The organism is Mesorhizobium sp. WSM4830, assembly GCF_055811495.1.
The window spans coordinates 41,300-58,197 of sequence record NZ_JBVVQI010000005.1 but is presented as its reverse complement, the minus strand read 5'-3'; the positions used below and the strand labels follow the sequence as shown (position 1 = coordinate 58,197).

General features: G+C 62.4%; 16 protein-coding genes. 4 read left to right on the top strand and 12 right to left on the bottom strand.

Annotation, left to right across the window (positions count from 1 at the left end; genetic code table 11):
* From AC0L2Y_RS08880 to AC0L2Y_RS08870, 3 genes are read right to left on the bottom strand one after another with little or no spacing between them, the layout of a single operon-like run.
* A complete protein-coding gene (locus tag AC0L2Y_RS08880) occupies positions 1–708 on the bottom strand; it encodes a Bax inhibitor-1/YccA family protein (RefSeq protein ID WP_352491349.1) in 708 nt (235 codons plus the stop codon).
* Between the two features lie 24 nt (positions 709–732).
* Entirely contained in the window at positions 733–1,506 is a 774-nt protein-coding gene (locus tag AC0L2Y_RS08875; protein WP_473555437.1) for an anti-sigma factor family protein, read from the bottom strand.
* Complete coding sequence (locus AC0L2Y_RS08870; RefSeq protein WP_473555436.1) at positions 1,506–2,036, bottom strand: sigma-70 family RNA polymerase sigma factor; 531 nt, start codon at positions 2,034–2,036, stop codon at positions 1,506–1,508. The genes AC0L2Y_RS08875 and AC0L2Y_RS08870 overlap by 1 nt, the downstream gene beginning before the upstream one ends.
* Before the next feature lie 217 nt (positions 2,037–2,253).
* On the opposite strand from AC0L2Y_RS08870, the gene AC0L2Y_RS08865 reads away from it, so the two are divergent.
* Positions 2,254–3,438, top strand: coding sequence for an amino acid aminotransferase (locus AC0L2Y_RS08865; RefSeq protein ID WP_473555434.1), 1,185 nt, complete (start codon positions 2,254–2,256; stop codon positions 3,436–3,438).
* A 162-nt stretch (positions 3,439–3,600) separates the two neighbouring features.
* A complete protein-coding gene (gene mazG, locus AC0L2Y_RS08860; RefSeq protein WP_352566218.1) occupies positions 3,601–4,425 on the top strand; it encodes a nucleoside triphosphate pyrophosphohydrolase in 825 nt (274 codons plus the stop codon).
* A 6-nt stretch (positions 4,426–4,431) separates the two neighbouring features.
* On the opposite strand, the gene hflX is transcribed toward mazG, so the two are convergent.
* The 8 genes from hflX to dusB form a co-directional block, all read right to left on the bottom strand.
* Positions 4,432–5,823 carry a GTPase HflX gene (gene hflX / locus AC0L2Y_RS08855; RefSeq protein WP_473555431.1) on the bottom strand — a complete coding sequence of 464 codons (1,392 nt, stop codon included), beginning with the start codon at positions 5,821–5,823 and terminating at the stop codon, positions 4,432–4,434.
* Complete coding sequence (gene hfq / locus AC0L2Y_RS08850) at positions 5,824–6,069, bottom strand: RNA chaperone Hfq (RefSeq protein ID WP_006202172.1); 246 nt, start codon at positions 6,067–6,069, stop codon at positions 5,824–5,826.
* 145 nt (positions 6,070–6,214) lie between these two features.
* Positions 6,215–7,078, bottom strand: a complete 864-nt coding sequence (locus AC0L2Y_RS08845) for a D-amino-acid transaminase (protein ID WP_473555430.1) — start codon at positions 7,076–7,078, stop codon at positions 6,215–6,217.
* A gap of 89 nt (positions 7,079–7,167) precedes the next feature.
* Positions 7,168–8,529, bottom strand: coding sequence for a nitrogen assimilation response regulator NtrX (gene ntrX / locus AC0L2Y_RS08840; protein WP_352491356.1), 1,362 nt, complete (start codon positions 8,527–8,529; stop codon positions 7,168–7,170).
* Entirely contained in the window at positions 8,519–10,804 is a 2,286-nt protein-coding gene (locus AC0L2Y_RS08835; protein ID WP_473555427.1) for a sensor histidine kinase NtrY-like, read from the bottom strand. Before AC0L2Y_RS08835 ends, ntrX begins: the two co-directional genes overlap by 11 nt.
* Before the next feature lie 128 nt (positions 10,805–10,932).
* Positions 10,933–12,393: a nitrogen regulation protein NR(I) gene (gene ntrC, locus AC0L2Y_RS08830; protein WP_023675074.1), complete on the bottom strand. Its 1,461-nt coding sequence runs from the start codon at positions 12,391–12,393 to the stop codon at positions 10,933–10,935.
* On the bottom strand, positions 12,390–13,532 hold the full coding sequence (locus AC0L2Y_RS08825) for a two-component system sensor histidine kinase NtrB (RefSeq protein WP_473555424.1): 1,143 nt from the start codon (positions 13,530–13,532) through the stop codon (positions 12,390–12,392). Before AC0L2Y_RS08825 ends, ntrC begins: the two co-directional genes overlap by 4 nt.
* A complete protein-coding gene (gene dusB, locus AC0L2Y_RS08820; protein WP_473555422.1) occupies positions 13,529–14,554 on the bottom strand; it encodes a tRNA dihydrouridine synthase DusB in 1,026 nt (341 codons plus the stop codon). The genes AC0L2Y_RS08825 and dusB overlap by 4 nt, the downstream gene beginning before the upstream one ends.
* A gap of 180 nt (positions 14,555–14,734) precedes the next feature.
* On the opposite strand from dusB, the gene AC0L2Y_RS08815 reads away from it, so the two are divergent.
* Positions 14,735–15,955, top strand: a complete 1,221-nt coding sequence (locus tag AC0L2Y_RS08815) for a bifunctional 2-C-methyl-D-erythritol 4-phosphate cytidylyltransferase/2-C-methyl-D-erythritol 2,4-cyclodiphosphate synthase (RefSeq protein ID WP_473555419.1) — start codon at positions 14,735–14,737, stop codon at positions 15,953–15,955.
* Positions 15,952–16,461 (top strand): CinA family protein, encoded by a 510-nt coding sequence (locus tag AC0L2Y_RS08810; protein ID WP_473555417.1) that lies wholly within the window; start codon positions 15,952–15,954, stop codon positions 16,459–16,461. The genes AC0L2Y_RS08815 and AC0L2Y_RS08810 overlap by 4 nt, the downstream gene beginning before the upstream one ends.
* On the opposite strand, the gene AC0L2Y_RS08805 is transcribed toward AC0L2Y_RS08810, so the two are convergent.
* A complete protein-coding gene (locus AC0L2Y_RS08805; protein ID WP_473555415.1) occupies positions 16,437–16,898 on the bottom strand; it encodes a type II toxin-antitoxin system RatA family toxin in 462 nt (153 codons plus the stop codon). The genes AC0L2Y_RS08810 and AC0L2Y_RS08805 overlap by 25 nt on opposite strands.

Below are 16,898 nucleotides of genomic sequence, written 5' to 3'. Positions count from 1 at the left end.
CTATTCGCGCTCGCCGGTGAAGTTCAACAGCAGTTGGAAGATGTTGATGAAGTTCAGATAGAGCGAGAATGCACCGAAGACAGCGAGCTTCTGCTGTGATTCCGCACCGAAGTTTTCCGCATACTGCTCCTTGATGGTCTGGGTATCCCAGGCAGTGAGGCCGATGAAGACGGCGATGCCGATCACCGAGATCGCGAACTGGAGCGCGGTCGAGCCCAGGAAGATATTGACGACGCTGGCGATCACCACGCCGATCAGGCCCATGATCAGGAACGACGAGAACTGCGTCAGGTCGCGTTTGGTCGTGTAGCCGTAAAGGCTGGTCGCGCCGAACATGGTGGCGGCGATGAAGAAGGTGCGTGCGATGCTGGTGCCGGTAAAGACCAGGAACACGGAAGCCAGCGACAGGCCCATGACGGCGCAGAATGCCCAGAACATCGCCTGGGCGCCGGCTGCCGACATCGTCTGCATCCGAAACGAGAACAAGAGCACAAAGGCCAGCGGGGCAAGCATCACCACCCATTTCAGCGGGGTGGAGAAGATCGGCACGTAAAGGGCGGGCGTGGAAGCCACCACGAACGCGATCACGCCCGTGACGACGAGGCCAAGGCCCATATAGTTATAGACGCGCAGCATGTGCCGGCGCAGACCTTCGTCGTAGACGGCTCCGGCTCGGGCTCCGGCCCCGATATATCCGAGATTGTTCATGTGGTTCTCCTTCTTGAAGGTCGATCAGTAAAGCGTTTTGGCGAGCGCTTCGGCCGTGCGATCGAGACCGCCGACATCGCTGCGTCCGACGACCGCGTAGGCGACCTCGCCGATCTGGAAATAGGCCGAGGAAACTTCGCCCGAGGGAGCGACAGTCGGTTTGACGACGTCGAATGTTCCGGGCCGGATGGCGAACAGCGAGACCAGCCCCATCTCTTTTGTCTCGACGGCCATCTCGACGCTCGGGCCGAATTGCGATGGATAGATCTGCACGTCACGGACCGTCCAGTCCGCTGGCAGCGATGGCATCACGATCGCAGTCGCGGCGCGGATTTCATCGGCGTTGTAGCCGGGTGCCGCGGTTTGGGACGACATCGCCTCACGCATCAGTGTCGTGCGGTGCGCCCGCACCGCCTCTTCTACATAGGCGGGCGGATGGGTCGAAGCGACGACTTCCGTCACCGATATCGGCCCGATGAGCCCATTCGCAAGCCAGCCTGCAGCGACGAAACCAGCGACCACCGCCGCTCGCTGCAAAGCACCAAGGACACGGCCGCGCGCTAACCCCCGCTCCAGCCGCCGTGCCGCATCGGCCGTCGCGGGCCTCGCCATGCCTTTTGATCCGGCAAGCGCCACGCGCAATTCGTCACGCATCCGTAGGTCGGACATCACCCGCGCGGCCGCTTCCGGGCGAGCCGAAAGGAACGCCTCGACCTCGATGCGACGAGCCACGTCCAGCTGATCGTCGACATAGGCGTCGAGATCGGTGTCGGTCACGGGATCGCGCAGTTGGTTCATCATCGACCTCCGACGATCTTCAGATGGCCTTTCGCGCGTGCCGGCACGGCGTCCTCCATCTCGCGCAGGGCCGCACGCGCCCTGGCGATGCGCGACATCAGCGTGCCCAGCGGTACGCCGCTGATCTCGGCCGCCTCGCTATAGCCAAGCCCCTCGATGGCGACGAGATACAACGCCGAACGCTGCTCCTCCGGCAATTCGAAAAAAGCGTCGCGCACCTGCGCCAGACGGACCGAATGCTCCTGCGGAGCCTGGACATTCGCCTCGGCGAGATGGCCCGCCTGTTCAATGCGCATTGCTTCGGATTTGCGGGATCGCAAGCCGTCGATGAACGCGTTGTGGACGATCGACAGCAGCCATACGCGAAGATTTCCGCCGGAGCGGAAGCTGCCGCGTCGCTCATAGGCACGCACCAGCGCATCATGTACCAAATCCTCTGCATCGGCGCTGTCGCGTGTCAGCGAGCGTGCATAGCGGCGCAGTGAACCGAGCTGTCCCAGAATATCGAAGCGTGGCATCGGCCGTTTCATGTCCTGTTTACGGAGCAGGTTGGCATTTTAATCCCGCCCTCCCCGAATTTTCTTGCGGCTCGCCGCGCTCGCGTTCTGGGAGATACCGCGCCTGCCTTCGCCCCGCAGATAGTATCGGCCGCCCTCGAGGCAGACCGACGCCGAGTTGGCGCATATGAAACTGCTGGCAAAGTATGGCCGGTTTGCGTATCACTCCGCCGCCAACGGAATCTTATCGATGTTCGAAAATCTCCAGCCCGCGCCTGCCGACAAGATCCTGGCCTTGATCGGCCTCTATCGCGCCGATCCGCGTGCCGACAAGGTCGATCTCGGGGTCGGCGTCTATAGGGATCGCGACGGCAAAACGCCGGTGATGCGCGCGGTGCGCGAAGCCGAAAAGCGGCTGCTGCAAGGCCAGGATACCAAGACCTATCTCGGCCTTGCCGGCGATACCGCCTTCAACGCGGCGATGGCCAGGTTGGTATTCGGCCCAGCAGCCGACATGACGCGCATTCGTGCGGCGCAGGCGCCAGGCGGCTCCGGCGCGCTGCGGCTGGTGGCAGAGCTGCTGAAAAGGACCCGCACCGACGCGATGGTCTGGCTGTCGGATCCGACCTGGCCGAACCACATGCCGGTGATGCGCGCCGCTGGCCTGCAGACACGCGAATACCCCTATTTCGACGCTGCTTCTGGTGCGGTTCGCTTCGACGACATGCTGAATGCATTGAGAGCCGCGAATCCTGCCGACGTCGTATTGTTGCATGGCTGTTGCCATAACCCGACAGGCGCCAATCTAGACATCTCGCAATGGGCTGCCGTTGCCGATCTTGTCGTTGAGCGCGGCCTGCTGCCCTTTGTCGACATCGCCTATCAAGGCTTTGGCGAGGGGCTTGATGCGGATGCCGCCGGCTTGCGCCTTCTGGCGGCGAAAGTTCCGGAAATGGTCGTTGCCTCGAGTTGCTCGAAGAACTTTGCCGTCTATCGCGACCGCGTCGGTGCAGCGCTGATCATTGCGAAAGACGGCGCGCAGGCGGATTTGGCGATGGGCCAGATGCTGTCGGCGGCACGTGCCATGTATTCGATGCCGCCGGACCACGGCGCGGCCGCGGTGCGCATCGTGCTTGAAGACCCCGCATTGCGTTCCGACTGGGAGGCAGAGCTTGAAGAGATGCGGCTGCGCATGCTGCGGCTGCGCGTCCAGTTCGCCGAGGCGCTGCGCCGGCAGTCCAACTCCGATCGTTTCGATTTCGTCGCCAGCCATCGCGGCATGTTTTCCCGGCTCGGCCTGTCGGAAGCGCAAGTCGAGCGGTTGCGCGCCGAGCATGCCATCTACATGGTCGGCGACAGCCGCATCAACGTTGCCGGCCTGCCCGAGGACGGCATGGATGCGCTCGCCAAGGCGATCGTCTCAGTGCTCGACTGATGCTTTTTGGTTGACCATGATCTTTCCGAAAACCAGCTTCCACTTTTCGCTGACGCAGTCGGTCCGTTCGGGATCATGGTCTGGCCGCCCATCTGGGGACAATGCGCCCTCGCCGGCTGAAGCCGTTGGCCGCACAGCCGTGTGCAGGATAGCGTTCGCCTGATGAAACCCTCGAAAGACATTTCCCGGCTGATCGAGATAATGGCCGCGCTACGAGCACCGGAAACCGGCTGCCCATGGGATATCGAGCAGGACTTTTCGACAATCGCGCCATACACGATCGAGGAAGCCTACGAAGTGGCGGACGCCATTGCGCGCGGCGACCTGGACGATCTGCGGGATGAACTCGGCGATCTCCTGCTGCAAGTGGTCTACCACGCGCAAATGGCCGAGGAGGCCGGTGAATTTTCATTCGGCGATGTGGTCCAGGCCATCACCACAAAAATGATCCGCCGCCACCCCCATGTCTTTGGCGACGACAAGGCGCGCAGCGCCGGCATGGCCAAGGGCATGTGGGAAAAGATCAAGGCAGAGGAAAAGGCTGAGAAACGCAGTGCGCGGCTCACCCGTGGGCTCGACCCGGAAGACCATGGCAAAGGCTTTCTCGACAGCGTGCCGGTCGCCCTGCCCGCGCTTACCCGGGCGCTGAAGCTGCAGGAAAAGGCCGCCCGCGTCGGCTTCGACTGGAGCGAGGCGGCACCGATCCTCGACAAGATCGAGGAGGAGATCGGCGAACTACGCGAGGCGTTGGCCAAAGGCGACACTGCGCCGATCAAGGACGAGTTCGGCGATATGCTGTTTGCGGTCGTCAATCTCGGCCGGCACCTCAAAATTGATTCCGAAGCGGCACTCAGCGGCACCAACGAAAAATTCCGGTCGCGCTTCCACTATGTCGAGCGGACGCTGCAAGCGTCGGGAAGCAGCCTCGAAGAGGCGACGCTGGACGAGATGGAAGCGCTCTGGCAGCAGGCAAAGAGCGCGAAGTAAACGCCCCTACCCGTTGTTTTGACGGCGCAATCGGCTTTCAATCTCTTGCCGAGAGCTGTGCGTGGCCTTGAGCGCGATGGTCACGCTGCCATCCTCATTGTCATCACGCGAGACGATGTCGCCGTTGCGGTAAAGCCAGTCGACGACGGCGAGTTGGTCGGGCTTGAGCGTGACGGTGAACGTCTCCAGTTCGCCCGACATCATCGTCTCGATGATCGCCTTCAGCGCATCGATGCCCTCGCCGGTTACCGCCGATATGGCGATCGGCGGTGCCTTCTTGCCGTCAGCACCATCGGCAAGCAGCCGCGCCCGGTTGCCCTCGTCGAGCCGGTCGATCTTGTTCCATACTTCGATGACGCGCTTGTTATCGCCGGCATCGACGCCGAGATCGGCAAGGATGCGCTCGACATCTTCGGCCTGCGCGGCCGTATCGGGATCGGAGATGTCGCGCAGATGAATGACGAGGTCTGCCTCGACCACTTCCTCCAGCGTCGCCCTGAAGGCCGCGACCAGATGCGTTGGCAGGTCGGAAATGAAGCCGACCGTATCGGAAAGGATGATCGGCGTGCCGTGCGGCAGGCGCACGCGGCGCAGCGTCGGGTCGAGCGTGGCAAACAGCATGTCTTCCGCCAGCACCCCTGCTCCGGTCAGCCGGTTGAACAGCGTCGACTTGCCGGCATTGGTGTAGCCGACGATCGCCACCACCGGAAACGGCACCTTCTTGCGCTTGGCGCGGTGCAGGTCGCGGGTGCGGCGCACGGTTTCGAGCTCGTGCTTCAGCTTGGTGATCTTGTCCTGCAGCACACGCCGATCCGACTCGATCTGGGTCTCGCCAGGGCCGCCGAGAAAGCCGGCGCCGCCGCGCTGGCGCTCGAGGTGGGTCCAGCTCCGCACAAGGCGGCCCTTCTGGTAGTTGAGATGGGCAAGGTCGACCTGCAGCGTGCCTTCCTTGGTGCGGGCGCGCTCGCCGAAAATCTCCAGGATCAGTCCGGTGCGGTCGAGCACCTTGGCGTTCAACTCTTTTTCGAGGTTGCGCTGCTGTACCGGTGTCAGCGGATGATCGACAATGACCACTTCCGCGTGGCCCTCTTTGACGATCTCGGCAAACTCCGCGACCTTGCCGCTGCCAAGCAAGGTCGCCGGACGTGGATCGTTGACGGTCACCACCGCCGTGTGGACCAGGTCAAGGTCGATGGCGCTGGCGAGGCCGACCGCCTCGTCGCGACGGGCCTCGGCAGAACGGGTTAGGCGCGGGCGATTGGTATCGTCGTCGCCACGCGGCTGCCGGGTAAGCACCGGCACGATGACCACCGCCCGGGTCGGACCGTTGGCCTCTATCCCGGTCTGATGTACTGGTTTTCCGCGAACGCTGCGGTCCGCGTCTGTCTCACGTGCCAATCAGGCGCCCTGGCTTTCCTCACCATCGAACATCTGAACCGGCTGGCTCGGCATGATCGTGGAAATAGCGTGCTTGTAGACAAGCTGGGAATGGCCGTCGCGACGCAGCAGAACGCAGAAATTGTCGAACGAAGTGACCACGCCGGTCAGCTTCACGCCGTTGATGAGAAAGATGGTGAGTGGGTTTTTGCTCTTGCGAACTGAATTCAGGAACAGGTCCTGAAGATTTTGCGATCGTTCCGCCATTGTTCTTGTCTTTCGCCGATCCCCTTCGGTTTGCAGGCCAATGCGCCAAATTAGCCGGCACATGTCAAGCACGCAAACACCATCTTGCCGTCAGTAACGACAAGCAGAACGAGATATATTGATGTTCATTCCATCTGTGCGGTTATCAGGCTGGACTTTTTTCCGCAACGTCAAAAAAGGCCTGCCGTAATGAAACTGTTATCGAGCCCGGGTGGCCGTTGGCGACGGCAGCGCCATCGATCGCTACCACGGGCATGGCAATCGTGGTCGCGGAGCTGATGAAAACCTCGCGTGCGGCCTTGGCCTCGGCAACCGAAAAGCCGCGCTCCTCGATCTTCAGGCCGAGCTTGGCAGCGACATCGAACAGCGTCGTGCGGGTGATGCCGCGCAGGATGCCGTGCTCGGCGGGGCGCGTCACCAGCACGCCGTCCCTGGTGATGATCCAGGCGTTCGACGATCCACCTTCCTTGACGGTGCCGTCGACATCGACGAACCAGGCCTCCTGAGCGCCGGCTTCCTTGGCTTTCTGCTTGGCCAGCACGTTCGGCAGCAGGCCGACCGACTTGATATCCACCCGATCCCACCGGTTCTCCGGCACCGTGATGACCCGGATTCCGCTCTCGGCCCGCTTCGCGGCAGCTGCAGGATCGGCTTTTTTGGCGGTCACCACCAGCGACGGCTTCGTGCCCGCCGGCGGGAAGAAAAACTCGCGGCTGGCGACACCGCGCGTCACCTGGACATAGACCAGGCCGTCGACGACATGGTTGCGGCGCACCACCTCGCGCATGACGAGCGGCAGCACGCCGCGCGTGATCGGCCAATCGATCGAGAGTTCGGTAAGCGAGCGGTTCAATCGGGCGAGATGGCGCGGCATGTCGACGATGAAGCCTCGTGCCACCTCGCAGACCTCGTAGACGCCGTCGGCGAATTGATAGCCACGGTCCTCGATATGCACGGAAGCTTCGGCGTGAGCGACGTAGCGCCCGTTCACATAGGCAATGCGCGGCATGGCTAATCCCTGGAAGAAGTCCCGGCTTTCTTATGCGATTCCAACACCGCCGTAACCGATAATTGCGTGGGCCACGACCGGTTTGGCTGTCAGACGCCCAGCGACTTCAGCTTGCGGTGCAATGCAGAGCGTTCCATGCCGATAAACTCTGCTGTCTTCGAGATGTTGCCGCCAAAACGGTTGATCTGGGCGATCAGATAGTCCTTCTCGAATTGTTCGCGCGCTTCCCGCAGCGGCAGCGCCATTATGTGCTGATCGGACTTGTTTGGAGTGCGCGGCATGACGTCGCCGATCTCGGCAGGCAAGAGGTCAGCGGTGATCGGCGCATCGACATTGTCGCCGCGCGCCAGGATCATCAGGCGCTCGACATTGTTTCGCAACTGCCGAACGTTGCCCGGCCAGTTGTGCGCCTGCAGCACCGCCAGCGCGTCGTCGCCGATGCGGCGCGGCTTGATGCCGGCCTGGCGAGCGATCTGCTTCATGAAATTGTCGACCAGATAAGGAATGTCCTCGCGACGCTCGGCCAGTCCCGGCACCATAACCGGAACCACGGCCAGGCGGTGATAAAGGTCCTCGCGGAAACGGCCGTCGGCGATCATGGCTTCCAGGTTCTGCGAGGTCGACGAGATGATGCGCACGTCGACCTTGACCCGCTTGGTGCCCCCTACCCGCTCGAACTGCTGTTCGACTAGCACGCGCAGGATCTTGTTCTGCGTCTCGCGCGGCATGTCGGCCACTTCATCGATGTAGAGAATGCCGCGATGGGCCTCCTCCAGCGCACCGACCTTGCGTTCGACGCCGTTCGATTCGGTGCCGAACAGCTCGATCTCCATACGCTCCGGGGTGATGTTGGCGGCGCTCAGCGTCACAAACGGTGCACTCTTGCGCGCTGAGAGCGCGTGGATGGCGCGCGCGGCCAGTTCCTTGCCCGAGCCGGAGGGGCCAATGATCATGACGCGGCTGTTGGTCGGCGCGACGCGCTCGATGGTCTGGCGCAATTGGCTCATTGCCGACGACATGCCGATGAGGTCGAAAGTCTCGCCGCTGCGCAGCTTGAGGTCCGAAACCTCGCGTCTCAATTTGGAGGTTTCGAGCGCCCGTTCGGCAATGAGGATCAGCCTGTCGGCCTTGAAAGGCTTTTCGATGAAATCATAGGCGCCGCGGCGGATGGCCGAGACTGCCGTTTCGATATTGCCGTGGCCCGAGATCATCACCACCGGCAGATTCGGGTGCATCGTCTTGATCTCGTCTAGCAAAGCCAGACCATCGAGCCGCGAACCCTGCAGCCAGATGTCGAGGAAGATCAGTCTGGGTGCCCGGTCGGCGACCGCCGCCAGTGCGCTGTCGGCATCAAACGCCGTGCGTGTTTCGTGACCTTCGTCGCTCAGGATACCGGCGACGAGTTCGCGGATGTCTTCCTCGTCATCGACGATGAGAATATCAGAAGCCATTACCGACCTTTTCAGTTTCTTTTTCGTGTTCCGTCTTGCCCTCGCCGCGTATCGGAACGGTGGCGGCAACCGGCAGGATGATGCTGATCATTGCACCCCGCCCATCGTGGAAGTCCGCTGGTGCATCGTGCAATTCGAGTCGCCCGCCATGGTCCTCCACGATCTTCTTGACGATAGCGAGGCCAAGCCCGGTGCCTTTCTCGCGTGTCGTCATGTAAGGCTCGAGCAAGCGCTGCCGGTTCTCGCGCGGCAAGCCCCTGCCGTTGTCGATGACGTCGATTCGAATCGCGCCATTCTGACGCCCGGCTTGAATCCGGATTATGCCGTGCGGACGATCCTCTGCATCAAGTCCGTCGATGGCTTCGGCAGCATTCTTGATGACGTTGCCGAAAGCTTGCGCCATCAGCCGGCTGTCGAACGTGCCTTTGAGCGGCTCGTTGCCGAAGAAGCGCTCGAAGGTGATGTCAGCCCGGCTCACTTCGACCAGGAACGAGGCTTCGCGCAACGAATCGCGCAGGTCGATGGCCTTCATTTCCGGTTTCGGCATGCGGGCGAACGCCGAGAACTCGTCGACCATGCGTCCGATGTCCTCCACTTGCCGGATGATGGTGTCGGTGCATTGATCGAAAACCTCACGGTCCTCGGTGATGACCTTGCCGTACCGTCGCTTGATGCGCTCGGCCGAAAGCTGGATAGGCGTCAGCGGGTTCTTGATCTCGTGGGCAATGCGCCGCGCCACGTCGGCCCATGCGGAGGAACGCTGTGCCTGGACCAGATCGGTAATGTCGTCGACCGTCACGACGTAGGATTTATCCTCCGAACCGTCGTCGCCGGCTTCGATGGTGATCTGCACGTTGAAGGTCCGTTCAGTGCCGGCACGATAGAAGGTGACCTGTTCGCGATAGACCGGCTTGCCCGACTTGCGGCCGATCTCGAAGACGCGCCCGACATGCGGCAGCACGGCGGAAAGGTTCTGCCCAAGCGCTGCCGTGGCGGATATGGCCAGCATCGTTTCGGCCGAACGGTTGACAATAGTGACGATGCCATATGGATCGACGCCGATGACCCCGGCGGTGACGCCGGCAAGCACCGCCTCCGAAAAGCGCCGCCGTTCATCGATCAGATCCTTGGCCGACAGGATCTCGTTGCGCTGCGATTTCAACTCCATCAGCATCTTGTTGAATGTGTCGCCGAGCGAGGCGACATCGCCATCGGAGGGGCGGACAGGCACGGCTACGTCGAGATTGCCGGTAGCGACCTCATCGGCCGCGCCGATGAGCTGACGAATCGGCCGCACCAGGCGGTCGGCCACCGCAATGCCAGTCCAGATGGCGGACAGGATGATGATCAGCGTCAGCGACAGATAGGGAAGCGCGAAAGCCACTTGCGAGGTGCGGCGATTGTCTTCGAGACCGCGATATTCGGCGGTGTTGGATTTGACGATCTGCCGTGCCTTGATCACCTCGGGATCGACGAGGCGGATGGTGTAGAGATAGAGCCCGTCGATCTCGCGCAGCTTGACGATGGCACCCATGATGTTGCGGGTGCGCGGTTCTATCAGCACTGGCTTCCCGCCGGCAGCGCTTGCCACGGCGCCCTCCGGCGGCTCCGGCATGGCAAAGTCCGCGTCGGTCTTGGCGCTCATGACGAAGGAACCGTCGGGCTTGATGAGTGCAGCGTGCGCCAGCGAGCGTCCCACCGCCTCCTTGTTCATGAGGTCGAGGAAACCGGTACGATCGAGGCCGTAGAGCGTGCGCGAAGCGTCGAGGTCATAAGCCATCGACAACGTCGTGCCCTGAAGATTTCGCGCGTTTTCCTGCACATAGGCGTCGGCGATCGACAACGACGAATTGACGATCGTCTTGGTGCGGATCTCGAACCAGCGGTCGAGGCCGATGTCGAGCGTGATCGACGCGATGATCGCCACCATGATCGCGGGGATGGCGGCGACCAGCGCAAACATCGCCACGATGCGCACATGCAGGCGCGACGCAGCCTTGCCGTGCCGGCGTGCCATCAGGATGCGATGCACCTCGCGGCCGACCAGCAAGATCAGAAACAGGACGAACGCCGCATTAAGCGCAATCAGCGCCAGCGTCGTCCTCGCGTCGGGCGTGATCGGCGTCGCGCCAACCAGAATGGCGAAGGAGATGGCCGCCGTCACCAGCGCACCGGCAACGGCGATCACGCCGGGCAGCGCAAGCAGCCGGCGACCGTCTCTCGCGCCCGTATTGCTGAAAAGCGGTTTGCTCAGTGTCGGTGCGTGCAGGGCCATGTCGCAGTCTAGAGCCAGTGATTGCGTCGGATGTATGCAACGCATTGTGGCGATTATGCAACAAGTGTGGCCGAGACGGAAATCTTTCGGCAATCGATCCCCTGGAAAGCGCTCGTAAAGGGATTCGTCTAGACCTGCCTGGACGATTTATAGACGTTGACGCCGAGTTCGCGGATCTTCTTGCGCAGCGTGTTGCGGTTGAGCCCCAGCAGTTCGGCAGCCTTGATCTGGTTACCGCGCGTTGCGGTCATTGAGGCGAGGACGAGCGGATATTCGACCTCGGAGAGGATTCGCTGATAGAGGCCGGCCGGTGGCAAATCGCCGGCAAACGAGGCAAAATAGCGTTGCAGGAAATGCTCCACCGCCTGGCCGATGGAAAGGTCATCGGGAATGAGGTTGCCACCACCTGGAACGACAGGCCTTTCGCCGGTCTTCAACTCCGCCTCGATGATCTCGGCGGAAATCTCGTCCTGCGAATACAGCGCAGCCAGCCTGCGGATGAGGTTTTCGAGTTCGCGCACGTTACCCGGCCATGGATAGCGCTTCATCAGCTCGATGCCGCCGGTCGAGATGCGCTTGGTCTGCAGGCCTTCACTGGCGCCGAGCTTGAAGAAGTGCCGGACGAGGTCCGGAATGTCCTCCGATCGCTCGCGCAGCGCCGGCAGCCTGAGCGGCACAACGTTCAAGCGGTAGAACAGATCCTCCCGGAAAAGCCCCTGATTGATCAGCGTGCGTAGGTCCTTGTTGGTGGCAGCGACGATGCGCACGTCGGTCTTGATCGGCGTGCGGCCGCCGACCGTAGTGTATTCGCCCTGCTGCAACACACGCAGCAGCCGCGTCTGCGCTTCCATCGGCATGTCGCCGATCTCGTCGAGGAAGAGCGTGCCGCCTTCGGCTTGCTCGAAACGGCCGGTGGATCGGTTCTGCGCACCAGTGAACGCACCCTTCTCGTGCCCGAACAACTCCGATTCGATCAAGTCGCGCGGGATCGCTGCCATGTTGATGGCGACGAAGGGACCGCCCCGGCGGCGGCCGTACTCATGCAGCGCGCGCGCCACCAGTTCCTTTCCGGTACCCGACTCTCCGCTGATCATCACCGTTAGGTCGGTCTGCATCATGCGCGCCAGCATGCGGTAGATGTCCTGCATGGCCGCCGAGCGGCCGACCAGCGGCATCGTTTCCGGCGGCTCGTCGGCCCGCGTATCGATCTTGGGCCGCCGCGGCTCGGAAAGCGCGCGGTTGACGATGTTGAGCAGTTCGGTCAGGTCGAACGGTTTCGGCAGATATTCATAGGCTCCGGTTTCGGAGGCTCGGATTGCTGTCATGAACGTGTTCTGCGCACTCATGACGATGACCGGCAGTTCCGGTCGCGCCTTCTTGATGCGCGGCAGCATGTCGAAGGCGTTCTCGTCAGGCATGACAACGTCGGTGATAACCAGATCACCCTCGCCCGCCGCAACCCAGCGCCACAGCGTCGAAGCGTTGGAGGTGACACGCACGTCGTGGCCAACGCGCGAAAGCGCCTGGTTGAGGACGGTGCGGATGGCCGCATCGTCGTCGGCGACGAGAATATTGCCGCGAACGGTCATTTGCGGTCTCCTTCACCGTCGTCGTCGGTGCCAAACTGGGTTTCTTTCCACGCCGGCATCAGGATGCGGAAGGTGGTGCCGCGCGGGGTCGATTCGCATTCGATGATGCCGCCATGCTCGCCGACTATCTTTGCGACCAGCGCCAGACCGAGACCGGAGCCGTTCGGCTTGGTGGTGATGAAAGGATCGAACAGGATCGGCAGGATATCCTCGGAGACACCCGAACCGTTGTCGCGTACGCAGAATTCCAATGGCAGCGACACGCGGTCCTGAGTCCCGGGTACGGAAACGCGAATGCCCGGGCGGAAGGCTGTCGACAGTATGATCTCGCCCTGTCGATCGCTGCCGATCGCCTCGGCGGCATTTTTTACCAGATTGAGGAACACCTGGATGAGCTGGTCGCGATTGGCAAAAACCGGAGGCAATGATGGATCATAGTCCTCCAATATCTTGATCCGCTTGGCAAAACCGTTCTTGGCGATTGCCTTGACATGGTCGAGCACGACATGGATGTTGACGGGATAACGGTCGATCGGCCGCTCGTCCGAAAATACCTCCATGCGGTCGACCAGCGAGACAATGCGGTCGGTCTCGTCGGTGATCAGCCTGGTCAGTGCGCGATCCTCGTCAGACGCCGACAGTTCAAGCAGCTGCGCGGCACCCCGAATGCCGGACAGCGGGTTCTTGATCTCATGGGCAAGCATCGCGGCAAGGCCGGTAACCGAGCGTGCCGCGCCGCGATGCGTCATCTGCCGGTCGATCTTGTCGGCCATTGAGCGTTCCTGGAACATCACCACGACCGAGCCTGGAAATTCAGTCACCGGTGCGACGTAGAGGTCGACTACCTTCTCGATGCCGAGACGTGGCGACGACACGTCCACCCGGTATTCGTTGACCGGCGCCCGGCGCTCGCGCACCTGGTCGACAAGCGTTAGCAGCGGACTGCCGAAAGGAATGAGCTTGTGCAGCGTGTTGCGGGCGAGCATCGTGGCGCTCGAGCGGAAAAAATCCTCGGCATCGGCATTGGCGAAGGTGATGAAGCCTTGTGGATCGACCATGATTACCGGCCGACGAATGGTGTTGAGCACAATATGCGCGGCGTCCGCCATATCCGTGCTCTGTGTGACGGTAGCGTTCATGCCGCACTCCGCAGGTTCGCCGCTTCGGGAGCGCTTGAGAACATGTCGCGCAGCAAGGCAATGACATGCCCAGGCTCGAAAGACGTGAGTATGGCCTTGCGCCGGTCGTCGCTTGTGGCGGCGTGGCGGTCGAGATACCAGCCGAGATGCTTGCGCGCCTGGCGCAATCCGCTTTCCACGCCATATAGCGTCAGCATGTCTTCGTAATGGGCAATGACGTAGTCGCTCAGCGCTTGCGGGCTGTCCGGCATGCCGGATACCGGCTCGGCCAGCGCGGCCGCCACAATGCTGCCGGCAGTCCACGGCGCGCCATAGTGCGCACGGCCGATCATCACCGCGTCGGCGCCGGACTGATCGAGGATCGACGCAGCCTCTGCCGGCCAGCCGACATCACCATTGGCAACCACCGGGATCGAGACGGCCTGCTTGACGCGTGCGATGGCACGCCAGTCGGCTTTGCCCTGATAGAACTGGCAACGCGTGCGGCCGTGCACCGTAACCATTTTCACCCCGGCCTGCTCGGCGCGTCGCGCCAGCATCGGCGCGTTGAGCGCACCTTCGTCCCAACCGAGCCGCATTTTGACCGTGACCGGCACGTCGATCGCGCCGATCACCGCTTCGATCAGCGACAGCGCGTGGTCGAGGTCTCGCATCAGTGCTGAACCGGCATAGCCGCCCGTCACCTTCTTGGCCGGACAGCCCATGTTGATGTCGATGATGTCGGCACCCTCGCCGGCCGCGATTCGCGCGCCCTCGGCCATGTGCACCGCCTCGCGGCCGGCAAGCTGGACCATGTGGACAGGCAGCCCGGAATGACGGATGCGCAGGCCCGAGCCAGCCCTGCCCTTTGCGAGCTCACCGCTCGCCACCATTTCCGATACAACCAGCCCGGCGCCATGGGCATGGGCGCGCTGCCGGAACGGCTCGTCGGTGATGCCCGACATCGGCGCGAGAAACACGCGATTGCGGATTCTCACGCCACCCACATCCAGCGGCGAAGCCAATTTGGTCACATCAGGCATGCACAAAAACCAAGCACCTTCGATTGCTGCACATTCTCTAGCCAGAACGACGGCAATGTGCAACGCGCAATGTCGTGACATTAAGGCGCATTTGGGAAAAAAGGACCGCCGGACCGCATCAATCCCTAGGTCTTCCGAAAGCGATACCACTTTTCGGGATCATGCGCTAAGCGTCTCGGCATGAGAGATGCGAGCGAAAAGCAAGCCGCGGACGACAAGGTCGCCGTGGTCATCGTTGCTGCCGGCCGCGGCGCGCGCGCCGGACATGCCAATGGGCCGAAGCAGTATCAGCAGATTGGCGGCGGCGCCGTTATTGCACGCACGCTCGACGCCTTTCTGACGCATCCGAAGATTGGACCTGTCGTCGTTGCTATCCATGCCGATGATGGCACGCTCTTCCGTCGCGCCGCCGGCGCAAATGCCGACCGTGTCGTCGCTGTGACCGGCGGCACGTCACGGCAGGAGTCCGTCCGCCTTGGACTGCTGGCGTTGAGAAGCCATGCGCCGGGCCGGGTCCTGATCCATGATGCGGCTCGGCCGTTTGTCGACGCGGAACTGATAGACCGCACGATCGCCACCATTGGCGAGCGCCAGGGAGCACTGCCTGCCTTGCCGGTTGCCGATACGCTCAAGCGCGAAACGGCCGAAGGTATGATCGGCGAAACCGTGTCCAGGGCCGGGCTTCATGCCGCACAGACACCGCAGGGCTTTCCGTTCTGGCCGATACTGGCTGCGCACGAAAAGGCTCATCACCTGGGCAAAGCGAATTTCACCGACGATGCGGCAATCGCCGAATGGGCGCATATTCCGGTGAAGATCGTTCCCGGCTCGCCGGACAATGTCAAACTGACCTGGGCACGGGATATTGCAATGGCGGATCAGCGGCTTTCCAGCGCCTCACGTTTTCCCGACATCCGAACCGGCAATGGCTATGACGTCCATGCGTTCGAGCCCGGCGACCATGTCACCCTGTGCGGCGTCGCCATTCCGCACGACAGGAAGTTATCCGGCCATTCGGATGCGGATGTCGGCCTGCACGCCTTGACCGACGCCCTGCTCGCCACCTGCGGGGCCGGTGACATCGGGACGCATTTCCCGCCATCCGACCCGCAATGGAAAGGGGCCGCTTCACGCATCTTCGTCGAACACGCGGCCAAGCTGGTGCGCGCCCGCGGCGGGCGCATCGCCAACGCCGATATCACGCTGATCTGCGAGGCGCCGCGCGTCGGCCCTCATCGCGAGGCCATGACCGAAGCGCTTTCGGCAATGCTGCGAATTTCGCGCGACCGCATCTCGATCAAGGCGACAACCAATGAGAAGCTCGGCTTCGTCGGCCGTGAGGAAGGCATAGCGGCCATCGCGACCGCCAGCGTTGTATTTCCAGGGGATGTCCCTGAATGAGCAATAGCGATCTAGCAGATGCCCTGCTTCAGGCCTGCCAGCAGCGCGGCATCATGCTGGTGACGGCCGAGAGCTGCACCGGCGGCATGATCATCGCCGCGCTGACCGACATCGCTGGCTCTTCCGCGGTGGTCGATCGCGGCTTCATCACCTATTCCAACCAGGCCAAGACCGAGATGCTCGGCGTCTCGGCCGCTACGCTCGAGGCGCACGGCGCGGTCTCGCGCGAGACTGTGGTGGAGATGGCGGCCGGAGCCTTGGCCCATTCGCCGGCCGGGCTCGCCCTGGCGGTGACCGGCATCGCCGGACCGGACGGCGGCTCTGCGGAAAAACCTGTCGGCCTGGTCTGGTTCGGCGTTGCCGTGGCTGGGCGGCCGGTAGTCAGCGAATGCCAGCTGTTCGCCGACAAGGGCCGTGATTTCATCCGCCGGGAGACGGTCCGGCATGCGCTTGAGCTGGGTCTGCGCGCGCTCGCTGCGGATCAGGCTGCCGATGGTGCGCCGTAGATGATTTCGGCCCGTTTCTCGAACGCCTCGGAGAACATGCGGAAGGCGCGGTCGAACATGGTTCCCATCAGCGCACCCAAAATGCGGCTCTTGAACTCGTAGTCGATAAAGAAGCAGACGTTGCAACCGCTGCCGTCCGCCGGGTCGAAGCGCCAGACATTGCTCAGATATTTGAAAGGGCCGTCAATGTATTTGACATCGATGGCGTTCTCTTCCGGCTTCAGCAGCACCTGCGTGGTAAAGGTCTCGCGGATCGCCTTGTAGCCGATGCTCATGTCGGCGATGAGCAAGGTGCGTCCGTCGCGTTCCTTGCGTGAGCGAACCGTCAGTGCCTCGCAAAGCGGCAGGAATTGCGGATAAGATTCGACATCGGCGACCAGAGCGAACATCTGCTCCGGCGTATGCGCAACGCGGCGATGGGCTTCGAATTGTGGCAT